Origin of the sequence: Pontixanthobacter gangjinensis, from assembly GCF_009827545.1 — a bacterium.
Taxonomy (GTDB): Bacteria; Pseudomonadota; Alphaproteobacteria; order Sphingomonadales; family Sphingomonadaceae; genus Pontixanthobacter; species Pontixanthobacter gangjinensis.
In genome coordinates this window covers 2,138,761-2,156,550 of the sequence record NZ_WTYS01000001.1, presented here as the reverse complement: position 1 = coordinate 2,156,550, position 17,790 = coordinate 2,138,761, and the positions used below count along the sequence as shown (strand labels likewise).

Below are 17,790 nucleotides of genomic sequence, written 5' to 3'. Positions count from 1 at the left end.
TCGTCTAGGGTCGGGTTGCGCTTGCCATATCATCACGTGCCAATTGGAGCAGGCGGATAACCTCCGCGTCGCTGGTCTGGCCGAAATCGCGGTAATGCGCGCCGACTGCATGAAACGGGTCCGGAACGGCGAGGCAGACAATGTCGTCGCACATGGCACCCAGGCGGGTTAAAGTGTCGCGCGGGGCGACCGGAACGGCGAGTACTACCCGTGTTGGAGAGGTGCCTGCGAGCGCCTGAAGCGCCACCTGGGCGGTATTACCGGTGGCGATGCCATCGTCAACGAGGATAGCGGTTCGCCCCGTCACGGAAACGGGAGGTCCTGTCCGATAGGCGGTCCGCCGGCGTTCGATGAGAGCAAGCTCTTCTGCAACCTTGCGCTGTATGTAATCGGGGGTTGCTCCCGCCATTTGGGCTGCCGCTTCGTCGATCACCGTCTGCGGCGCGGCACCGTCAACGACAGCACCGATACCGAACTCCTCGTGCCCAGGTGCACCGATTTTCCTGACAAGGATGACATCAAGTGGCGCCGCCAGCGCTCTGGCGACTTCATAGCCTACTGGCACCCCTCCGCGCGGGAGGGCGAGCACTACAGGGTTGGTCAGGCTCATCTCCTGCAAGCGCTCCGCCAGCGCTTGCCCGGCCTCGGTCCGATCTCGGAAGGCCCAGGAACTTCTCATGGTGTAGCACCCTCAAAATTTAACTGAAACCAGTCGCAGGCGAGCTCCACAACCCGGTCGAGCGTCCCTGGTTCCTCGAACAGGTGTCCGGCTCCAGGAACAATCACGAGCTCATGGGGACAGTGTAGCGAAGAGGCCGCGAATTTGTTGAGCTCGATAACCTGATTGTCGCGCGAACCGACGATGAAAAGTGTTGGTGCGGCAACAGCCGCCAGTGCGGGTTTGCCAGCGAGGTCGGGACGACCGCCACGCGATACCACGGCGGCGATACGGTCATCTCCCGCAGCGGCGCGCAGGGCTGCGCCAGCCCCTGTACTCGAACCGAAGTAGCCGGGTTTCAATCCACGCGTTTCTTCTAATTCCGACGCCCAATCGGTTGCGCGGGCGAGCCGCGAGGCGAGCAAAGGTATGTCGAAAACATTGCGGCGATCGACTTCTTCAGCTGGCGACAGCAGGTCCAGCAAAAGGGTTCCCAGCCCTATGTCGCGCATGCGCTGCGCAACATAGCCGTTGCGCGGGCTCAATCTGCCGCTGCCGCTGCCATGCGCAAATATTACGAGCCCCATCGCGTCGACCGGTACGCCTAGAAGAGCGTGGAGCGGCGGATCACCAGGCAGCACAACTTCGTGAAAATCCAGAACAGAATTCTCCATCTTTCAACTCCGTTAGAGGCCGTAGGGCCAGGTTTCAGGTACGCCATCGGGTCGTTCGGCACCCAGCGGCGTCACCGCGCGTGTTTCCTCGAACCATACGAAGGCATCGAATTGTTCGCCCAGTGCAGATTGGAAATAGTGGCTCAGGAGCTCGGTCTCGGGCCGATAGACGACGCCTACAGCGCGCTCTAGAAAGACCTGAGAGAGTGCTTCTCTTAGATCGCGGTCTTCGGATCGACGCCAGTCAACCAGACAACGCATTTCACCAACGTCGCGGAAGGCCGCTTCCCAGCTGTCCGACCGGGCGGGGCGCAGATCCATGACCTGCATGGCGGCTCCCCAGTCTGCTGCGGCGGCGACACTGCCGCGATCGGTCCCGAAGCCGACAAGTACTGCATCCTCGCCATAGGCGGTGCGCACAAGTTCACCGATGTTGAATTCTCCGCGCCAGCCCATCGCCGTTGCGGCCGCATTGCCGACATGAGAATTGTGAGCCCAGACGATAGCGCGTGAATTCTCGTGATGGGCCATCAAGGTTTGGAGGGTTTCGAACATGTGGCGGTCACGCAGGTTCCAGCTTTCTGCAGCCCCGCGATAAATCGAACGGTAGTATTGCTCGGCAGCGCGCACGATCCGCGCGTTGCGCTCCGCATCGAAGAATGCCTCGCCATCCTGCGTCGCCCAATCCACCCGACGGGCGAGGAGGTCCCGCAATTGCTCAACCACCGCATCCTCGCAACTGGCCGTCTGACGGCCGCGCTCGACGGCATGTCCATAGAGTTGCGGCTCGTCCTGCCATGGCGTGATACAGCCGTAACGTCGACGGGCTCTTTCTGCTGCCCGGGGGTCGTGGCTATCGAGATATTCGATGACGGCGTGGATCGATTCGCTCAGACTGTAAACATCCAGACCACGTAGGCTGACTCGCTCCTCTTCTGGCAGCCGATTGTTGTGGTCGCGCAACCAGTCGACGAAGCCGAGCATTTCTTCATTTCGCCACATCCAGGTTGGGAAGCGAACGAAAGGTTCGCCCAGACGTGGGCGGGGGCCGCGGTGTCGCACGTAGTCGTCGAGCCGGGCGATATCGGGCCAGTCGCCCTCCAAGGCGATGATGTTGAAACCGTGGCGTTCGATCAGCCGGCGCGAGATTGCGGCACGGGCGGTGTAGAACTCGTGCGTGCCATGTGTTGCCTCTCCAAGCAGGACGAGCCGCGCGTCGCCATAGCGGTCGAAAGGCACCGCGAAATTCGGACTATCGGGCGTGACCAAGCGTTCCGCTCGCGCACGCAATTCTGCCGCGACGTCTGATCGTGCCGCCAGATTTGGTTGGTGAATCGTCATAACACCTCGTACTGTTTCGCACCGTGCTTTGTGATGGTACGACGATGCCTTCTCGGGTTGGAGAATGGCGAAGTGACCTAGCCGGTCGCTATACGTAATTTTCCGCGAGGGGCGCGTTCGTCATGCCAAAATGCCTTCTGCGAGCAGTTCGAGCCGTGCCGGATACTGGATTGCGAAACGGTCTCTTCGCGGCATGGCGATGATCTGCATCTCGCGCAGGCGTTTGAGGCCGCGGCAGACCGTTTCCGGTGAAGCCGCAAGGTAGGATGCAATGTCGGTCTGCGGAAGCTCGAGAGCGCAAAGACCATGTTCCGTCGGCAAGTGTTTCGACAGCACGATGAGGAAGGCGGACAGCCGGGCCAGAGCACCTACGCGGCCAAGGATCAGTCCGCGCTCGATGAAGGCTTTCTCTTCCCGCCACACCGACTTCAGCATGGAGGAATCTTCCTGGCAGGTTCGCGCTAGCGATTCCTGCCATCTTTGGGTTGAATGCCTAACGTGGACGAGGTCGGTCACAGCCTCGACCGAATATCTGTGGTGCCGCGAAAGGGGAAGACCAATGAAATCCCCGGGAAAGAAAAATGCAAGGATTTGCCGCTCCCCCTCGCGTGACATGGAGACCGCGCGGGCCATGCCTTTCCTGATCTCGAAGACTTCATCGCAGGGCTCGCCTTCAAGAAAAAGGGTTTCTCCGCATGATGCAGGCATTCCGATGGTTCGTTGTTCGAACAGGTTGTGCTTCAACATTTGCATCAGCTCGCGCGGCTCCTGATTGGTGAACTCCAAGCGCTACGGGCAGGGTGCACGGACGGGCATCGGTAAACCTACTTAGGGCATCTCTTGCGGCCAACTTGACCATCACCAATCGTTGTCTCGTGATAAATGTGAAGATGGAGTTCCACTTAACATAGGAGGCCAAGATGAAAGTACGCGATGCAATGCACGAGAATGCGGTCTGGATAGCACCCGACATGCAATTGCCCGATATTGCCAAGATCATGCGTGAGCAGGATGTGGGGGCCTTACCAGTCGGAGAGAACGACAAGCTGATCGGAATGGTAACTGATCGCGATGTCGTCGTCCGTGGTTTTGACGAGGCACGCGATCCGATCCACCTGACCGCGCGTGACGTTATGTCCGAACCAATCCTGTTCTGTAGCGAGGAGGCTGATTTGGAGCAGGCAGCTCATCTTATGGAAAAGCACAAGGTGAGGCGGCTTCCGGTCATTAGCGAGGCTCGCCGGATGGTTGGGATGCTAAGCATCGGGGATTTGGCGGCCGCGTCCTCACCCGCGCTTTGCAACGAGACGATGCAGGCGGTTTCCGCACATCACGCTTGATGACCGTCAAGTCACTACATACTTCCCGTGCCAAATAGATTTCGTCGAATGGGGAGTTAGCGAAAGCGAACAGTGATCCATTCGCATAGGCTCGCGGCGAACTTGGCATGACATTGCTGGAAGGCAATGAATTCAGCAAGGGTTTGCCGCGGGCCGACTTGTTTCCCATGCATCATTATCGACCTTAGGTGATCGCGATTGCTGTCCTGACATTGCGGATAATTGCGTATTCCCGCAAGAGAAGCAGCGGCTCTAGCTTCCGATTTTGCCTGTCGAAAGACGATTAAGTGCATCCTGAGGAGGTCGGAGAGATTTATGGGCAATAGTGACCCGACGTTAATAGCTGCTCAAGAGCAGGTAGCCCTAGCATTGACCAATGATGCCTACCGCCCCCAGGTACGAGGCTTTTTCGACGAGGCGACCTTCACCGTGACCTATGTGGTCTGGGATGCGGCAAGCAAGACGGCGGCGGTCGTCGATCCGGTGCTGGACTTTGATCCAAGTTCCGGCCGCACTTCACATACTTCTGCGGATCGCGTTATCGATTTCATCAGGTCGGAAGCTTTGGAAGTGGCGTGGTTGCTGGAAACCCATGCACATGCCGACCATCTATCGGCAGCACCCTATTTCAAGGCCGAACTTGGCGGAAAGCTGGCTATCGGCGAACATATTACGACGGTGCAGCAGGTGTTTGGCAAGCTGTTCAACGCGGAGCCCGATTTCCGGATGGACGGATCGCAGTTTGATGTCCTCTTGCGCGACGGCGAAACCTTCGGTCTTGGCGAGGTGCCAGTGACCGTTCTCCACGTGCCGGGACATACCCCAGCCTGCATCGCATATGTGATCGGAGAATCGGTGTTTGTCGGGGACACAATGTTTATGCCAGACTACGGCACGGCGAGGGCGGACTTCCCCGGCGGTGATGCAAGGCTGTTGTACCGGTCGCTAAAACGCATTCTCGCCCTCCCGCCACAGACCCGGCTTTTCATGTGCCACGACTATTTGCCGAAGGGGCGCCAGCATTATGCCTGGGAAACGACGGTCGCAGTCCAGCGCCAGAGCAATATTCATGCCCATGACGGCGTTGCCGAAGAGGAGTTCGTGAGGATGCGCGAGGCGCGCGATGCGATGCTGGACATGCCGCGGCTGATCCTCCCATCGGTGCAGGTCAATATGCGCGCCGGGCATTTGCCGCCTCCCGACGACAATGGAATGACCTACCTCAAGCTGCCGGTGGACGCAGTATGAGCCCGTCCGATTTCCCAAACGCAGCGCCAGTTTCCGGTCTGGTCGGAGGGGCCTTATCAGCCTTGTCGCCGCCCTGATGCTTTTGGATGCTGGAGGTATCACAGGGTTGTCTGGGATAACCGCGCGCGCAACGGGTTTCAGCGACTCCAGTATGTCCAAATCCAGTGCCGGGATCTTTCTCGTCGGCTTGCCGCTGGGCGCAATGGTCGTTGGGTTGGCTTCTGGAGGTCTTGAAGTGAGCTTTGCCAGCCCGCCAGTGATGCTTTTGGTTAGATTGCTAGTCGGCATTGAAACGCGCTTGGGAAGCGGTTGCACCAGCGGTCACGGCGTTTGCGGCGTAAGAAAACATTGCATTGCTGGCCCGCTTTTTCCCATACTCGAATAAGGCTCAGTTTTCACAAATGATCTGATGACGGCCGTTATTGTGACCATCATGCTCATCCCGCAGAGCCTGACATATGCGCTGCTTACGGGCTGGCCCGGTCTGTGATCAAATTCGATGCTGGAGCGGAGGGGCCAGCGGCAGACGCCACCACTGCGGTAGGGATTGCGCTTGCGGGATTGTTTCTGACACCCCTGCTCTTCAGTCTGTCCATCGGCAGCCTGCCTGCGACAATCATCGTCTCTTGGATACCGGCGTAGGTTTGCACCAATCGGAGGTCAGGGGGCTGATCCCGGACTTACTCGGGCGGAGCCATCTCCTCGAGAAACTGAATGGGCAGGTCTTTTTATCGCAGGCTGCGGCATTATCCAGTGCGGCGACTGACGGGGACCTGTTTGGGAAGAGCATCGCTTCTCTCTTACCCAGCGCAATTCGTGGCATACACTTATAATTGTCATGAGCAGATTGGGAGGATCGAGTGAGACGCTCCGCGCGCGATCTAAGGAAAAATACCTATTTCGAAGGCGTTTGAGCGGACTTATTTCGCTCTGGAGTTATTATATGTGCGAGAAAGGAAGTGCGATGGGAGCGGATGAACGAGGATCCAGGAAGTCAGGAAGTGGCTGGATCGTTGCGGGTCTGGTCATTCTGTTTGCAGGAGCCTTTTATCTCTGGGTTCAGAGCCAAGGACAAAACGCGGACGTCGAAGTCGAGACTACTCCGCCATCATCCGAGTGGACTTCCCGGCCCGAGGGTGGTGTTGAAGTCAATCTACCGGAGGCGCGAATGACCAATACACCGGCTGAAGCAGCGCCAGTCGATGCTGAGCCAGTGGAAGCAGAATGAGCTTTTGCGTGTCGCAAAGACGCAGCAGATCGCGTCGAGGCAGGATTAGTGAATTTTCAAAATAGTGAGAAGCGATTGCTAGAAGCGCGCCTTCTGTCCTGTCGCAGTCATCATCATGCTGTTTGCGGAACCGACCTCAAAGAAACAAGTGTATCTCCTAGGCCCTTGCCAACACGCATACTATCAATGCGACAGCAGGAGAGGAATTGCAGGGTCCTTCAGCATGTCATGAGTAACACCGCCGAGCACTCTCTCCCTGAAGCGGGAGTGGCCGTAGGCTCCCATGACGATGTAACCGGCCTGACGTGCCTGGGCGGCTTCGAGCAATATTTCAGCAATTGACGCCGATTCGTCTTCTGGCAACTCGGTCAATTCGCTCTTGATACCGTCATCGGCCAAGTACTCCGACGCCTTGGTGGAAGGCAAGTCGAAGCGCCCAGCTTCCTTCTTCTCCCTGATAGTCAATACATGGACAGAGCTGGCCAACTTCAGCACAGGCATAGCTGCGCGCAACGCATGCGCGCTTTCGGCCGAATTGTTCCAAGCGACGGCCGCTGGTCCATCCAAATCAAACGAACGGAGACTTTTCGGCACGACCAGGATCGGTGCCCGCACTCTTTCGAGGAGCTCACTCACAAGGCGGGAGGGCGAGGTCGCTTTTCCGTCGGGGTTGAGCGCACCGACAACGACCAAGTCATGGAGAGGGGCGTAATGTGCGATCGCAAGTGCCGCCGAGCCTCTGCCCTTGATCCAGTTCCACGGTACATCTTCTTTGGCCAAGCGAGCCTCAATTTGCTCCTTGGCTTTCTTCGCGATCCGTTCGTAGTCTACGATCATTTGCGCGGCCATCGTGCCATAGAAATCATTCGGCACACCATAGTCATACGGTACAGCCTGAATGCAGGTGAGGTGCCCGCTGAATCGCCGAGAAATGTCAAGTGCAACCTGAAGTCTCGCTTCGAAGCATTCATCGTCGTAGATGTGTAGGAGTATTCTACGCATGATCACCATCTCGCTTTTACCGCTGTCAGAACACAAGGCTTGAATAGTTGCCTCAGCGAAATCGCAACTACGTAAATTGCCGTAAGGTGCGATGCTTACTTAGGTAGTAGCTGAGGCGTGGATCGATGCGCGCGGCCTGCCCCTATGGAAAGGGTCTACCGATTTTAACAGATGTTTGAGCGGTCTCAGAATCGGGTCTCGCACGAAAGGGAAAGTTCGATGAACAATAATGCCGACTTGTCCGAGACTCTCAAAGCTAGGCTAAAGGATTTGGTCGCGCGCGCGCAGATGATCGAAGATGACCTCAGGCATCCGCTAGATCCAGATTGGAGCGAACAAGCGGTGGATCTTGCCGATGACGAGGCTTTGGAAGGCGTCGAAGAAACCTTGCGAGCGGAAATCCGGCAGATCCGGTTGGCTCTAGCTCGCATCGAAAGCGGAACCTACGGGACTTGCGCGAAATGCGGCAAGGATATCGGTGTCGAGCGGCTTAAGATCCGACCGATAGCCACACGCTGCATCGACTGCGCCCGTTAATCCCGACTTGGTGGACGTTTTCGGTAGGGCGTCCTCGGATGGTGTTACATTGCGCTTGTTATTCCAGAGTGGACGATAACGTCAGCTTTAATCGAACAAGGTTCTTACCTTGATCGTGCGGGAGATACGACGGTATAGCGTATGTTCAATTCACCGATCATTGGAGGCTTATGTGATCGCCAAATTATCTCTGAAACTCCGCAATGCAGGCTTGGTCGGATCGTTTCTCTTGGCGTTGGTTGCGTGCGCGCCCACAGCCCAGTCGGCCGTGCACACAATGTACCGAGATGTTAATTGCGGTTGCTGCCTTGCATGGCGCGAGCATTTGGAGGGCGCTCTACCGATGTCCGTAGTTGCACAGGACGTTGGAAATATGTCGGCTGTGAAAGAGCGGCTTGGTGTTCCCAAACAGCTGCGTTCTTGTCATACAATGGTAATTGATGGGTACGTTATCGAGGGTCATGTCCCTGCTGAAACTATCGCTAAATTGCTCAAAGAACGCCCCTCAGACGTAAGCGGTTTAGCTGTGCCGGGAATGCCGATTGGCTCGCCGGGCATGGAGCAGGGCGGCCGCACCGAGCCATATCAAGTGATCGCTTTTGGTCCGAAAGGCTTTGCTGTTTTTGCTAGCTACCCTTAGTCGCTCGCATCAATCAGAGGACCGTGTGTCGTGGGGTTCAAGTCCCTTTTCTGCGAGCAATAGACTTCGATAAAGATCAAATATTTGGCGAATGTGTTGGAGGCGCGCTTCAACGTCCATTTTGCTGATTTTCAGCGCAGCAATCAATTCGCACTTCAAAGCACCGATCTGTCGCTTGCTACTGCCTGCCTATCGATACCTTGATTGCGCCGCATCCATTCATCGAGTTCCAGATGCTTGGGCCGGTCTACGCGCGATTTGAGTACTTGATTGACGCGCCAGATCAGGAATTTGGGGTCGAACGGTTTGCGGATGTAATCCTGCGCACCGTGATAGAGCGCCTGTTGTTCGTCGCTTGCCCCGGTCATTGCGGTAAACATGATGACTGGCAAATCGTAGAATTTGGATGAATTGCGAAGCCTTTTTAGCACCGTCGACCCAGTGACGCCGGGCATATCCTGATCAAGCAGCAGCAAGTCAGGCCTTTTCCATTCAACCAGTTTCAAAGCCTGATTACCGTCGGTAACCCAGCCGCAAGCATGGCCAGCGTTAATCAGAACATCGGACGCCAGTTCGGCGATCAGTTCATCGTCATCTGCAATTAGAATATGCGCCATCGATCAGTTCCCTGTATTAAGGCTGTTTCTTTAGATAGGAGCGGGCGAGGCAATGGGCGGTAAAGCAAGGGGTAGGCATAACCACGCAGCGTTAGCGCCAATGTTCTTGTCACCCACTCCTGTGGATGGCACTGGCTTTGACCATGGAAAAATCCCGAGTCATACCGTTAGATGGTGTCCACAATTTCCGCGATTATGGCGGCTACCCAGTCGAGGGTGGGGGGCGAGTTAAATCGGGCCTACTCTTCCGTTCAGGCCAGCATTTGGAAGCTACCGATGCTGACCTCGCCGGGATTGAGAGGCTCAGACTGAAGCATATTATCGATATGCGCGGGGCTAGTGAGCGGTCGAGCTACCCGTGCCGTCGCGCTGATACGTTTTCCGCAAGCGTTGTATTCTATGATGGCGAGACAGCTGCTTTGGCGCCTCACGTTGAGGCCGCGAGCGGCGCGCTGGATGACGCAGCGGTGCATAAGAAAATGGAGAGGCTGTATTCGCGCCTGCCAACCAGGGAACCTGTTCTTTGGATAATGCGGAGATATTTTGAGTTACTAGCTCAAGGCGATGGAGCTACCCTTGTCCACTGTCTGGCGGGCAAGGATCGCACCGGCATGGCGGTTGCATTGCTGCATCATGCGCTCGGCGTGCATCCTGATGACGCGATGGAGGATTTTTTGCTGACAAATACCGCTGGCAACATTGATGCTCGGATCGAGGCAGGAGCTAGCGCGGTGCGCGAAAAGTGGGGCAATATCAGTGACAGCACAATCCGTGTGTTGATGGGCGTTGATGCCAGCTACTTACTGGCGATGCGCAAAGCTGTGGAAGAGGCGCATGGTTCTCTCGACGCGTTCCTGCGCGATGTGCTGGAGGTTGATGACAAACAGCGTGAGGCTTTGCGCTTGCATCTGATCGAAGCGTAGCCAATTCAGACCTTAATTCTACTATCAATGGACGGTAAGGCGACAAGTCTGTCCGACCACAAAACGGAAAAACACTATGGCTACCCATCACACCAAGATGCTGATTATCGGATCGGGTCCAGCGGGATATTCTGCTGCGATTTATGGCGCACGCGCTATGCTCGAGCCGATTGTGGTGCAGGGCCTGCAGCCTGGCGGACAGCTGACTATTACAACCGATGTTGAGAACTACCCCGGTTTTAAGGATGTGGTGCAGGGACCGTGGCTGATGGAGCAAATGCAGGCCCAAGCAGAGCATGTTGGCACGCGGATGATGTGGGACACGATTGTCGAAGTCGATATCGCTGGCGGCTCTCCCTTCCGTGCGATTGGCGACAGTGGAGATGAATATATTGGCGAAACGCTAGTCATCGCGACCGGGGCTCAGGCCAAATGGCTGGGTGCGCCGGGGGAGCAGGAACTGGGCGGCAAGGGTGTGTCTGCCTGTGCGACCTGTGATGGTTTCTTCTATCGCGGCAAGAAAGTGGTCGTCATCGGCGGCGGTAACACCGCAGTCGAGGAAGCCCTCTATCTAACCAATCACTCGGATGATGTTACTTTGATCCACCGCCGCGATGAACTGCGGTCGGAAAAAATTCTGCAGGAGCGTCTGTTTGCTTCTGACAAAATTACCCCCCTGTGGAATAAGACTGTTTCTGCCTTTGTTGCGAACGAGAAGGGGGCGCTTGACCACCTTGAACTGGTCGATACCGTCACTGGCGAGAAATCTACTATCAAAGCCGATGGTGCATTTGTGGCAATTGGCCACGCCCCTGCGACCGAACTTTTCAAAGGCAAATTGCCAATGGATGATGGCGGTTATCTGGAAGTCGAGCCGGGTACGCCAAAGACCATAATTCCCGGAGTCTTTGCCTGCGGCGATGTTATGGACCACACTTACCGGCAGGCAGTTACCGCTGCGGGCACGGGGTGTATGGCTGCGCTAGACGCAGAACGTTTCTTGGCAACAATGGACTATGCGAAGAAAGAGACTGCTGAGGCAGCTGAATAAGGTGAGAGGAGCCCAGCGCTAAGCTAGGCTCCTTAACCATTAAAAGTGAATATCGAAAACGGTGATTGCCGCGTGAAATATCAGTGCGATTAGCACTAGGCTTGACAAGGCAAACAACACAAACCTTGCCAAGACTCTATTCGCGGTGACTTGCACGAGTGAGTGGATGATCCGCAGTCCTACATAAATCCATGCGAGTAAGGCATTCATCCCGTCGCCTTGTCCGACCAAAGCCAGCACGATTGCAACCGCATAGAACACCGTCGGTGCTTCATGCAGATGGTTGTAATTGTCGGCCTTCCAATTGACCCTATCGGGCAATTTTCCGCGTAAGCTGGCGCCAGTTGTCCCGACTAGTTTTGCCGGGTCTTCAATCTCCGGAGCCTTCGACATTGCGGGAATGCGTGTCGCATACATCCACGCCCACATCACCATAGTCCAGGCGAGTAGCACGACGACGGGCTGGAAAATATCGGCTTGGATCATCACAATACTCCCGGGTTTGCAAAGAGAGTGGCTATAACCGCGCGAACTGCAAGAATGGTGAGTGCAAGCGAAGATGCGAGGAAGATCAAGAAGCGGACTGACACTTTATTGACCGTAGATTGCCAGATCGAGTGGACAATCCGAAGTGCGACATAGACCCAAGCCAACGTCACATCCAGCGAGCCTGCACCCATCATTGCGAGAATGATTACGGCAGGATAAAAGATGGTCGGCTGTTCCATCAAATGCGCGTAATTATGCGCTTTCCATTGGACGCTATCTGGGATTACGCCTTCTAAATCTTGGCCCCGTCCGCCCGGCTTGCTTTCACTTACGCTGCTGCCAAGTTTCTTCATTGCCGGAAGCCTGGTCCCAGCCATCCAGAATAACATGACGATGGACCAAAGCACCAGCACAGCAGCTGGTGCGAGCATTTGAGCTTGCATAAATTCCCTCCCTGAAATTTTCACGGACCCTGATGCGCGCCCGTTAAATTGTCAATTGCAACTAGTCTTCAATTTGAATTGTATGGCCAAAGCTGGCCGCATCTGTGTTACCGCCTGTCAGCAAGATGACGGTGTGTTCGTCCAGCGTGACCTTGCCCGCAAGCGCCGCCGCCAACGCGGCTGCGCCCCCTGGTTCAAGAACGAGCTGCAAGTGGGAGAATGCAAAGCGTTGGGCAGTCCGCACTTCTGCGTCGGTCACGGAAACACCCGGTTGCGAGCGACCTTGCAGAACGGACAAGACAATTTCTCCGGTCGCGGTGGGTTGCAGGGCATCACAGATGGTTTTCGGTGCGTCTGCGGCGGCTTTCACAATTTCACCTTTTTCGAGCGCTTGCCCCACCATGTCCCAGCCCACTGGCTCCACCGGAACGACTTCGGCTTCTGGGCAAGCCAGCGAGAGGCCCGCAGTCAGTCCGCCGCCGCCGCAACAGACGATCAGCCGTGATGGCTGGCGTCCCAGTTGCGCGGTGGCTTCGATGCCTGCGCTGCCTTGGCCCTCGATCACCCACGGATCGGCGAAGGCGTGCACCAAGATCGCGCCTGTTCGCGCGATGATACGGGCCGCTACTGCGTCGCGGTCTTCGCCGGGGCGGTCGTAAAGAACGATATCGGCACCGAGCGCTCTGGTCGCATCGAGTTTCACTTTGGGTGCATCCCGGGGCATCACGATTGTAGCCTTGATGGCGAGCCGCTTCGCTGCCCAAGCGACGCCTTGCGCGTGGTTCCCGCTTGATACCGCGACTATGCCAAGCGAGCGCTCTGCTTCGGTCAGAGCGCTAAGTCGGTGCCAGCCGCCACGGATCTTGAAGGCGCCAATCGGTTGCAGGCTCTCCACCTTTACCCAGCAGCGCACGTCGCCGATCCAAACGGGTAAAAGCGGGGTCGGCGGCAGGATTGAAGCAATCTTCTGCGCTGCCAATAGAACACCTTCGTGAGTTGGCTTGCGTTGCTCGCTCATTTCGCCAGCAAACCCGCACAAAACCGCGATGTGGAACACCTGGAACACAGTCCAGGGCTAAGCAAACTGGTGCCCGGATGGAGCGCCGTAGGGGATGGGCGGGGCAACGGAAGGAGAACATTTGTCATGCGCTGCTTCTGCATGGTTTTTGATTCGTAGGAAATGAATAAAGTGGGACCATATTGCGGTCAGCGCGCATTCGACTATGTGGAGCGTTAACAAGGCATACGCGCTTGATGCAGCGCGGCGCGACAAGACAATGGAGTTATTATGGCGACAGTTCTGGTAATCGGTGCAGGCGGGGTTAGCTCGGTTTGCGTTCACAAAATGGCGTTTAATTCGGAGATTTTCACCGACATTCATCTCGCCAGCAGAACCAAGAGCAAATGTGATGCGATTGCTGCGAGTGTTAAAACCCGCTGCGGACAGGAAGTGGCGACATATGAGATCGACGCGGAAGAAGTACCCGCGATGGTCAATCTGATCCGCAAAATCCAGCCCAGCCTCGTCGTCAACCTTGCACTGCCGTATCAGGACTTGCCGATCATGGATGCCTGCTTGGAAGCGGGCGTGAGCTATCTCGACACGGCGAATTACGAGCCGAAGGACGAGGCGAAATTCGAATATCACTGGCAATGGGCCTATCATGACCGTTTCAAAGAAGCGGGCCTGATGGCGCTGCTCGGTTCGGGTTTCGATCCGGGCGTAACCAGCGTGTTCACCATGTGGCTGAAGAAGCACAAGCTCAAGACCATCCGCCAGCTCGACATTCTCGATTGCAACGGCGGCGATCACGGCCAAGCGTTTGCGACCAATTTCAACCCCGAAATCAACATTCGCGAAGTGACCGCCCCGGCGAGGCACTGGGAAAATGGTGCATTTGTGGAGACACCGGCGCTAAGCAAGAAGGTGGAGTTCGACTTCGAAGCGGTCGGCCCCAAGAACATGTATATGATGTATCACGAGGAGCTGGAAAGCCTCTCCAAATTCATCCCCGAACTGGAGCGTGGGCGATTCTGGATGACCTTTGGCGATGAATATATCAAACATCTGACCGTGCTGCAAAATGTCGGCATGACCGGGATCGAGCCGATCAAATATCAAGGCAAGGAAATCATCCCGCTGCAATTCCTTGCTGCGGTATTGCCCAAGCCCGAAACACTTGGGGAAACGACCACAGGTAACACCAATATCGGCGTGATCGCGACTGGCGAAGCACTGGATGGGTCAGGCGAGAAGACTTTCTACATCAACAACATCTGCAGCCACGAGGCCGCTTATGAGGAAACCGGAAATCAGGGCGTAAGTTACACCACCGGCGTTCCCGCGATGATCGGCAGTGCGATGATGCTGCAAGGCACTTGGGCAGGAAACGGCGTGTTCAACATGGAGCAGATGGACCCCGATCCCTTCATGGAAATGCTGAACGAACACGGCCTATCATGGAATGTAGTGGAGATGGATGCGCCGGTTGGGTTTTGATGGCCTTTGAGGTGGCTATTAAAGCGCAGTCGCCGCAGCAAATCACCTCAAAGGGACAGAGATTATGCATTATATCGCCATGAGCTGAATATCTAAAATGATTCTGAATTTTCTTTGCTTGTCGTAGGTCGCCACAAGGCTGAGTGCTTGTGAGTAGTGGTTGCTTGTTTATGCCTCTTGTTGACTCTGATTGGCGCAATGCGAATGGTGGTTCTGACGCTCGCGATGTCCACCTAGAAGCAATCAAATTCTGCGACGAGCAACGCCAATTGATAGTGAAATTGACCTAATGGAAACCAAAGCCGGTGATCCCGGGGCATTTGCCCAATTCGACCTTAGCCGCGTCGACAGCCCTGCTTTTGTGGTGGACGCGCAAAAATTGCGCGCGAACTTGCAAATACTCGCCGACATTCGCGATGCGGCGGACATCAAGGTTCTCGCTGCTCTGAAGGCGTTTTCGATGTGGTCGGTTGCGCCGATCATTGGTGAGTATCTCGACGGTGTGTGCAGCTCCGGTTTGTGGGAATCGCGGCTTGCTTCCGAATTCTACGATGGTGAGATTGCAACCTATTGTGCCGCATATAAGCCCGATGAATTGGAGGAAATTTGCCGCCTTTCAGACCATGTGATCTTCAATTCACCGCAACAGCACCACAGAGCTTCGCTGATTCTGGAACACGGTCGGTCACAAGGCGGTGGATTTGATGTCGGCCTGCGGATCAATCCGCAAGTGCCCACTGGCGAAGTGCCGCGTTACGACCCCTCCAGCCCCGGTTCGCGGCTCGGCTTCCCGCTCGAGCAGCTTACCGAAGAGCATATGGAAGGTGTCGACGGCATCCATTTCCATAATCTGTGTGAGCAAACCTTCGAACCGTTGCAGCAGACCTGGGATAAGGTGTTTGATGTAATTGAGCCTTATTTTGACCGGCTGAAATGGATCAATATGGGTGGGGGGCACCATATCACCCGCGCCGATTACGAGCGTGATGAGTTGATCGAATTTCTGCGCGATGCGAAGGAAGATACTGGCTGCGAAATCTATCTGGAGCCGGGTGAGGCTGTGGCGCTCGATGCCGGTATTCTAGTCGGCACCATTCTTGATAATGGTTTCAACGAAATGCCGCTCGCTATTACCGATATTTCTGCAACGTGCCACATGCCCGATGTGATCGAGGCACCCTATCGGCCAGCAATGCTGCATGAGGCCGAAGGGAAGGGGGCTCCGGTCCGTTTAGGCGGCCCGTCATGCCTCGCAGGGGACGTGATCGGCGATTATTCACTGCCTGTTCCCAATCAACCGGGCCAGCGCATCGCCTTCCTCGATCAGGCACATTATTCGATGGTCAAGACCAACACATTCAATGGCGTACAATTGCCGAGCATTTATCTGTGGGATAGCGAGACCGATGTGCTCGAGCTGGTCAAGAGCTTCGGATATGAGGATTTTCGCAGCCGGCTTAGCTAGCGGCGGGATAGCCCCGAGCAAGCTCGTTTAGAAATTTGGCGAGGTCGGCCGGTGTTGTAAATTGTGCAATGATCTGTTCCAATCGGTGGCTATCATCTTGGACGGCGATGGAGCGGCTTGAACCTGATTGCCGCTGTCGATCAGGCCCCCGAGATTTGCTTCCGGGCGTTAGTCCCGGAACGCAGGGGTGTCTTGGTCGTTGAGATTATACATTATCAACGTTTTTTGTTGAATTTGCCGCCCTGCGATATATAGGCCCGCTTCACTGCCAAGATCCCTCGAAAAAGGGTGGGGCCATAAACCGCAAGGCAGCCTTGACCGTTAGTTACCTTCAGGGGGTCCCTTGAGTTGCACATCTATCCTAATGCTGCTGCTGTAGTTCGCGATCTTTCGCCGGACGAACCAGTTATCCTCAATCGCCCTCACGCCGCTGCGCGTGCCGCTCGTTTCTTCGTTGAGAAGTTTCCGGGCAAGTCGCTGTATGCGGTAAAGGCAAATCCTTCTCCCGAACTGCTGAAAATCCTTTTTGCGAATGGGATCACGCATTTCGATGTGGCATCGATCGCGGAGGTTCGCCTTGCGCGTGAAGCTGTGCCAGAATCGGTGCTGTGCTTTATGCATCCTGTCAAAACCGCGCGCGCCATCCGCGAGGCATATCACCAGCACGGCGTAAAGACCTTCAGCCTCGATTCTATCGAGGAATTGGAAAAAATTGTCGAAGGCTGCAGCGATGAAAAGGGCAACCCGGCCAAGGACCTGCGCCTGCTGGTCCGTCTGCGCGTGTCGAGCGAATATGCCGAGCTTTCACTTGCCTCCAAATTCGGTGTCGATGTCGCTGATGCAGGAGAATTGCTGCAAGTGACCCGCCAACATTGTGACTGGCTTGGTGTGTGTTTCCACGTGGGTAGTCAGGCGATGACGCCATTTGCCTATGTTCAGGCGCTGGAGCGTGTGCGAGCGGCAATTGCCGATGCCAGCGTGGTCATTGACATGGTCGATGTGGGAGGCGGGTTCCCGAGCATTTATCCGGGTATGGAGCCGCCACCACTCGAAGACTACTTCTCGGTCATTCACCGCCATTTCTACGAACTGCCCATCGCTTATAATGCGGAGCTGTGGTGCGAACCGGGCAGAGCGCTGTGCGCCGAATATTCCTCGCTGATCGTACGCGTGGAGAAGAGGCGCGGTGACGAGCTATTCATCAATGATGGCGCCTATGGCGCGCTGTATGATGCAGCCCATGTCGAATGGCGTTTTCCCGTTGCCGCACTCGAAGAGGATCTGCGCGATGCGGAGGAAGAATTCAGCTTCTTTGGTCCCACCTGCGACGATGCCGACTTTATGAAAGGCCCGTTTCTGCTGCCCGGAGACATAAAGGCCGATGATTTCATCGAAGTTGGAATGCTCGGCGCTTATGGCGCAGCCATGAAAACCGGATTCAACGGCTTCGGCAATGCGGTGCAGGTCGATGTAGTGGACGAGCCAATGGCGAGCCTCTACCGCGGCGACCGGATTGACCCGCGCGAAAGCGACAATGTGGTGAGCTTGCGGTAGAAGCCAATGCCCCGACACAGTTTTTACATGGCTGCTTTACTTTGAGTTACAGATAAAAGCAGCTTGTCAGCTTTCGGCCC

22 protein-coding genes are annotated in these 17,790 nt (G+C 55.9%); 13 read left to right on the top strand and 9 right to left on the bottom strand.

Annotated features, from left to right (window positions below; genetic code table 11):
* Window positions 1-4 precede the first annotated feature (4 nt).
* The 4 genes from GRI36_RS10220 to GRI36_RS10205 form a co-directional block, all read right to left on the bottom strand.
* On the bottom strand, window positions 5-679 hold the full coding sequence (locus GRI36_RS10220) for a phosphoribosyltransferase (RefSeq protein ID WP_160598368.1): 675 nt from the start codon (window positions 677-679) through the stop codon (window positions 5-7).
* Complete coding sequence (locus GRI36_RS10215) at window positions 676-1,332, bottom strand: dienelactone hydrolase family protein (protein WP_202392158.1); 657 nt, start codon at window positions 1,330-1,332, stop codon at window positions 676-678. Before GRI36_RS10215 ends, GRI36_RS10220 begins: the two co-directional genes overlap by 4 nt.
* 12 nt (window positions 1,333-1,344) lie before the next feature.
* On the bottom strand, window positions 1,345-2,673 hold the full coding sequence (locus GRI36_RS10210) for an erythromycin esterase family protein (RefSeq protein ID WP_160598367.1): 1,329 nt from the start codon (window positions 2,671-2,673) through the stop codon (window positions 1,345-1,347).
* Between the two features lie 120 nt (window positions 2,674-2,793).
* Window positions 2,794-3,420: a Crp/Fnr family transcriptional regulator gene (locus tag GRI36_RS10205; RefSeq protein WP_160598366.1), complete on the bottom strand. Its 627-nt coding sequence runs from the start codon at window positions 3,418-3,420 to the stop codon at window positions 2,794-2,796.
* Window positions 3,421-3,593: 173 nt separating this feature from the next.
* Between GRI36_RS10205 and GRI36_RS10200 the strand changes: the two genes are divergently transcribed.
* From GRI36_RS10200 to GRI36_RS10180, 6 genes are all read left to right on the top strand, one after another.
* The gene (locus GRI36_RS10200; protein ID WP_160598365.1) at window positions 3,594-4,013 is read left to right on the top strand and encodes a CBS domain-containing protein; all 420 of its coding nucleotides are present in this window, start codon (window positions 3,594-3,596) and stop codon (window positions 4,011-4,013) included.
* A 315-nt stretch (window positions 4,014-4,328) separates the two neighbouring features.
* Window positions 4,329-5,261: an MBL fold metallo-hydrolase gene (locus tag GRI36_RS10195; protein ID WP_160598364.1), complete on the top strand. Its 933-nt coding sequence runs from the start codon at window positions 4,329-4,331 to the stop codon at window positions 5,259-5,261.
* A gap of 151 nt (window positions 5,262-5,412) precedes the next feature.
* Window positions 5,413-5,646 (top strand): YeeE/YedE family protein, encoded by a 234-nt coding sequence (locus GRI36_RS10190; protein ID WP_160598363.1) that lies wholly within the window; start codon window positions 5,413-5,415, stop codon window positions 5,644-5,646.
* A 24-nt stretch (window positions 5,647-5,670) separates the two neighbouring features.
* Complete coding sequence (locus tag GRI36_RS14100) at window positions 5,671-5,751, top strand: hypothetical protein (protein ID WP_202392257.1); 81 nt, start codon at window positions 5,671-5,673, stop codon at window positions 5,749-5,751.
* Entirely contained in the window at window positions 5,748-5,903 is a 156-nt protein-coding gene (locus GRI36_RS13745) for a hypothetical protein (protein WP_202392157.1), read from the top strand. The genes GRI36_RS14100 and GRI36_RS13745 overlap by 4 nt, the downstream gene beginning before the upstream one ends.
* A 301-nt stretch (window positions 5,904-6,204) precedes the next feature.
* A complete protein-coding gene (locus GRI36_RS10180; RefSeq protein ID WP_160598362.1) occupies window positions 6,205-6,489 on the top strand; it encodes a hypothetical protein in 285 nt (94 codons plus the stop codon).
* 183 nt (window positions 6,490-6,672) lie between these two features.
* On the opposite strand, the gene GRI36_RS10175 is transcribed toward GRI36_RS10180, so the two are convergent.
* Window positions 6,673-7,491 carry a universal stress protein gene (locus GRI36_RS10175; protein WP_160598361.1) on the bottom strand — a complete coding sequence of 273 codons (819 nt, stop codon included), beginning with the start codon at window positions 7,489-7,491 and terminating at the stop codon, window positions 6,673-6,675.
* A 219-nt stretch (window positions 7,492-7,710) separates the two neighbouring features.
* Here GRI36_RS10175 and GRI36_RS10170 point away from each other — a divergent pair, with 219 nt between their 5' ends.
* Both GRI36_RS10170 and GRI36_RS10165 read left to right on the top strand, forming a co-directional pair.
* Entirely contained in the window at window positions 7,711-8,028 is a 318-nt protein-coding gene (locus GRI36_RS10170; protein WP_160598360.1) for a TraR/DksA family transcriptional regulator, read from the top strand.
* A 343-nt stretch (window positions 8,029-8,371) separates the two neighbouring features.
* Window positions 8,372-8,668, top strand: coding sequence for a DUF411 domain-containing protein (locus GRI36_RS10165; RefSeq protein ID WP_328598378.1), 297 nt, complete (start codon window positions 8,372-8,374; stop codon window positions 8,666-8,668).
* Between the two features lie 155 nt (window positions 8,669-8,823).
* Here the strand turns inward: GRI36_RS10165 and GRI36_RS10160 are convergent, their stop codons facing one another.
* Complete coding sequence (locus GRI36_RS10160) at window positions 8,824-9,285, bottom strand: response regulator (RefSeq protein WP_160598359.1); 462 nt, start codon at window positions 9,283-9,285, stop codon at window positions 8,824-8,826.
* A 143-nt stretch (window positions 9,286-9,428) separates the two neighbouring features.
* Here GRI36_RS10160 and GRI36_RS10155 point away from each other — a divergent pair, with 143 nt between their 5' ends.
* Together GRI36_RS10155 and trxB are read left to right on the top strand one after the other, a co-directional pair.
* Window positions 9,429-10,208, top strand: a complete 780-nt coding sequence (locus tag GRI36_RS10155) for a tyrosine-protein phosphatase (protein ID WP_160598358.1) — start codon at window positions 9,429-9,431, stop codon at window positions 10,206-10,208.
* 76 nt (window positions 10,209-10,284) lie between these two features.
* A complete protein-coding gene (gene trxB, locus GRI36_RS10150; protein ID WP_160598357.1) occupies window positions 10,285-11,259 on the top strand; it encodes a thioredoxin-disulfide reductase in 975 nt (324 codons plus the stop codon).
* A 39-nt stretch (window positions 11,260-11,298) separates the two neighbouring features.
* On the opposite strand, the gene GRI36_RS10145 is transcribed toward trxB, so the two are convergent.
* The 3 genes from GRI36_RS10145 to GRI36_RS10135 all read right to left on the bottom strand — a co-directional run bounded on the left by GRI36_RS10145 (window position 11,299) and on the right by GRI36_RS10135 (window position 13,209).
* Window positions 11,299-11,745: an MAPEG family protein gene (locus GRI36_RS10145; RefSeq protein WP_160598356.1), complete on the bottom strand. Its 447-nt coding sequence runs from the start codon at window positions 11,743-11,745 to the stop codon at window positions 11,299-11,301.
* Window positions 11,745-12,191, bottom strand: coding sequence for an MAPEG family protein (locus GRI36_RS10140; protein ID WP_160598355.1), 447 nt, complete (start codon window positions 12,189-12,191; stop codon window positions 11,745-11,747). Before GRI36_RS10140 ends, GRI36_RS10145 begins: the two co-directional genes overlap by 1 nt.
* Before the next feature lie 61 nt (window positions 12,192-12,252).
* Complete coding sequence (locus tag GRI36_RS10135; RefSeq protein WP_160599177.1) at window positions 12,253-13,209, bottom strand: threonine ammonia-lyase; 957 nt, start codon at window positions 13,207-13,209, stop codon at window positions 12,253-12,255.
* Window positions 13,210-13,479: 270 nt separating this feature from the next.
* Between GRI36_RS10135 and GRI36_RS10130 the strand changes: the two genes are divergently transcribed.
* The 3 genes from GRI36_RS10130 (at window position 13,480) to GRI36_RS10120 (ending at window position 17,710) form a co-directional block, all read left to right on the top strand.
* Window positions 13,480-14,691 (top strand): saccharopine dehydrogenase family protein, encoded by a 1,212-nt coding sequence (locus tag GRI36_RS10130; RefSeq protein ID WP_160598354.1) that lies wholly within the window; start codon window positions 13,480-13,482, stop codon window positions 14,689-14,691.
* A 289-nt stretch (window positions 14,692-14,980) separates the two neighbouring features.
* Window positions 14,981-16,156: a carboxynorspermidine decarboxylase gene (locus tag GRI36_RS10125; RefSeq protein ID WP_160598353.1), complete on the top strand. Its 1,176-nt coding sequence runs from the start codon at window positions 14,981-14,983 to the stop codon at window positions 16,154-16,156.
* A gap of 348 nt (window positions 16,157-16,504) precedes the next feature.
* Window positions 16,505-17,710: a type III PLP-dependent enzyme domain-containing protein gene (locus GRI36_RS10120; RefSeq protein WP_160598352.1), complete on the top strand. Its 1,206-nt coding sequence runs from the start codon at window positions 16,505-16,507 to the stop codon at window positions 17,708-17,710.
* The last annotated feature ends 80 nt before the right edge of the window (window positions 17,711-17,790 follow it).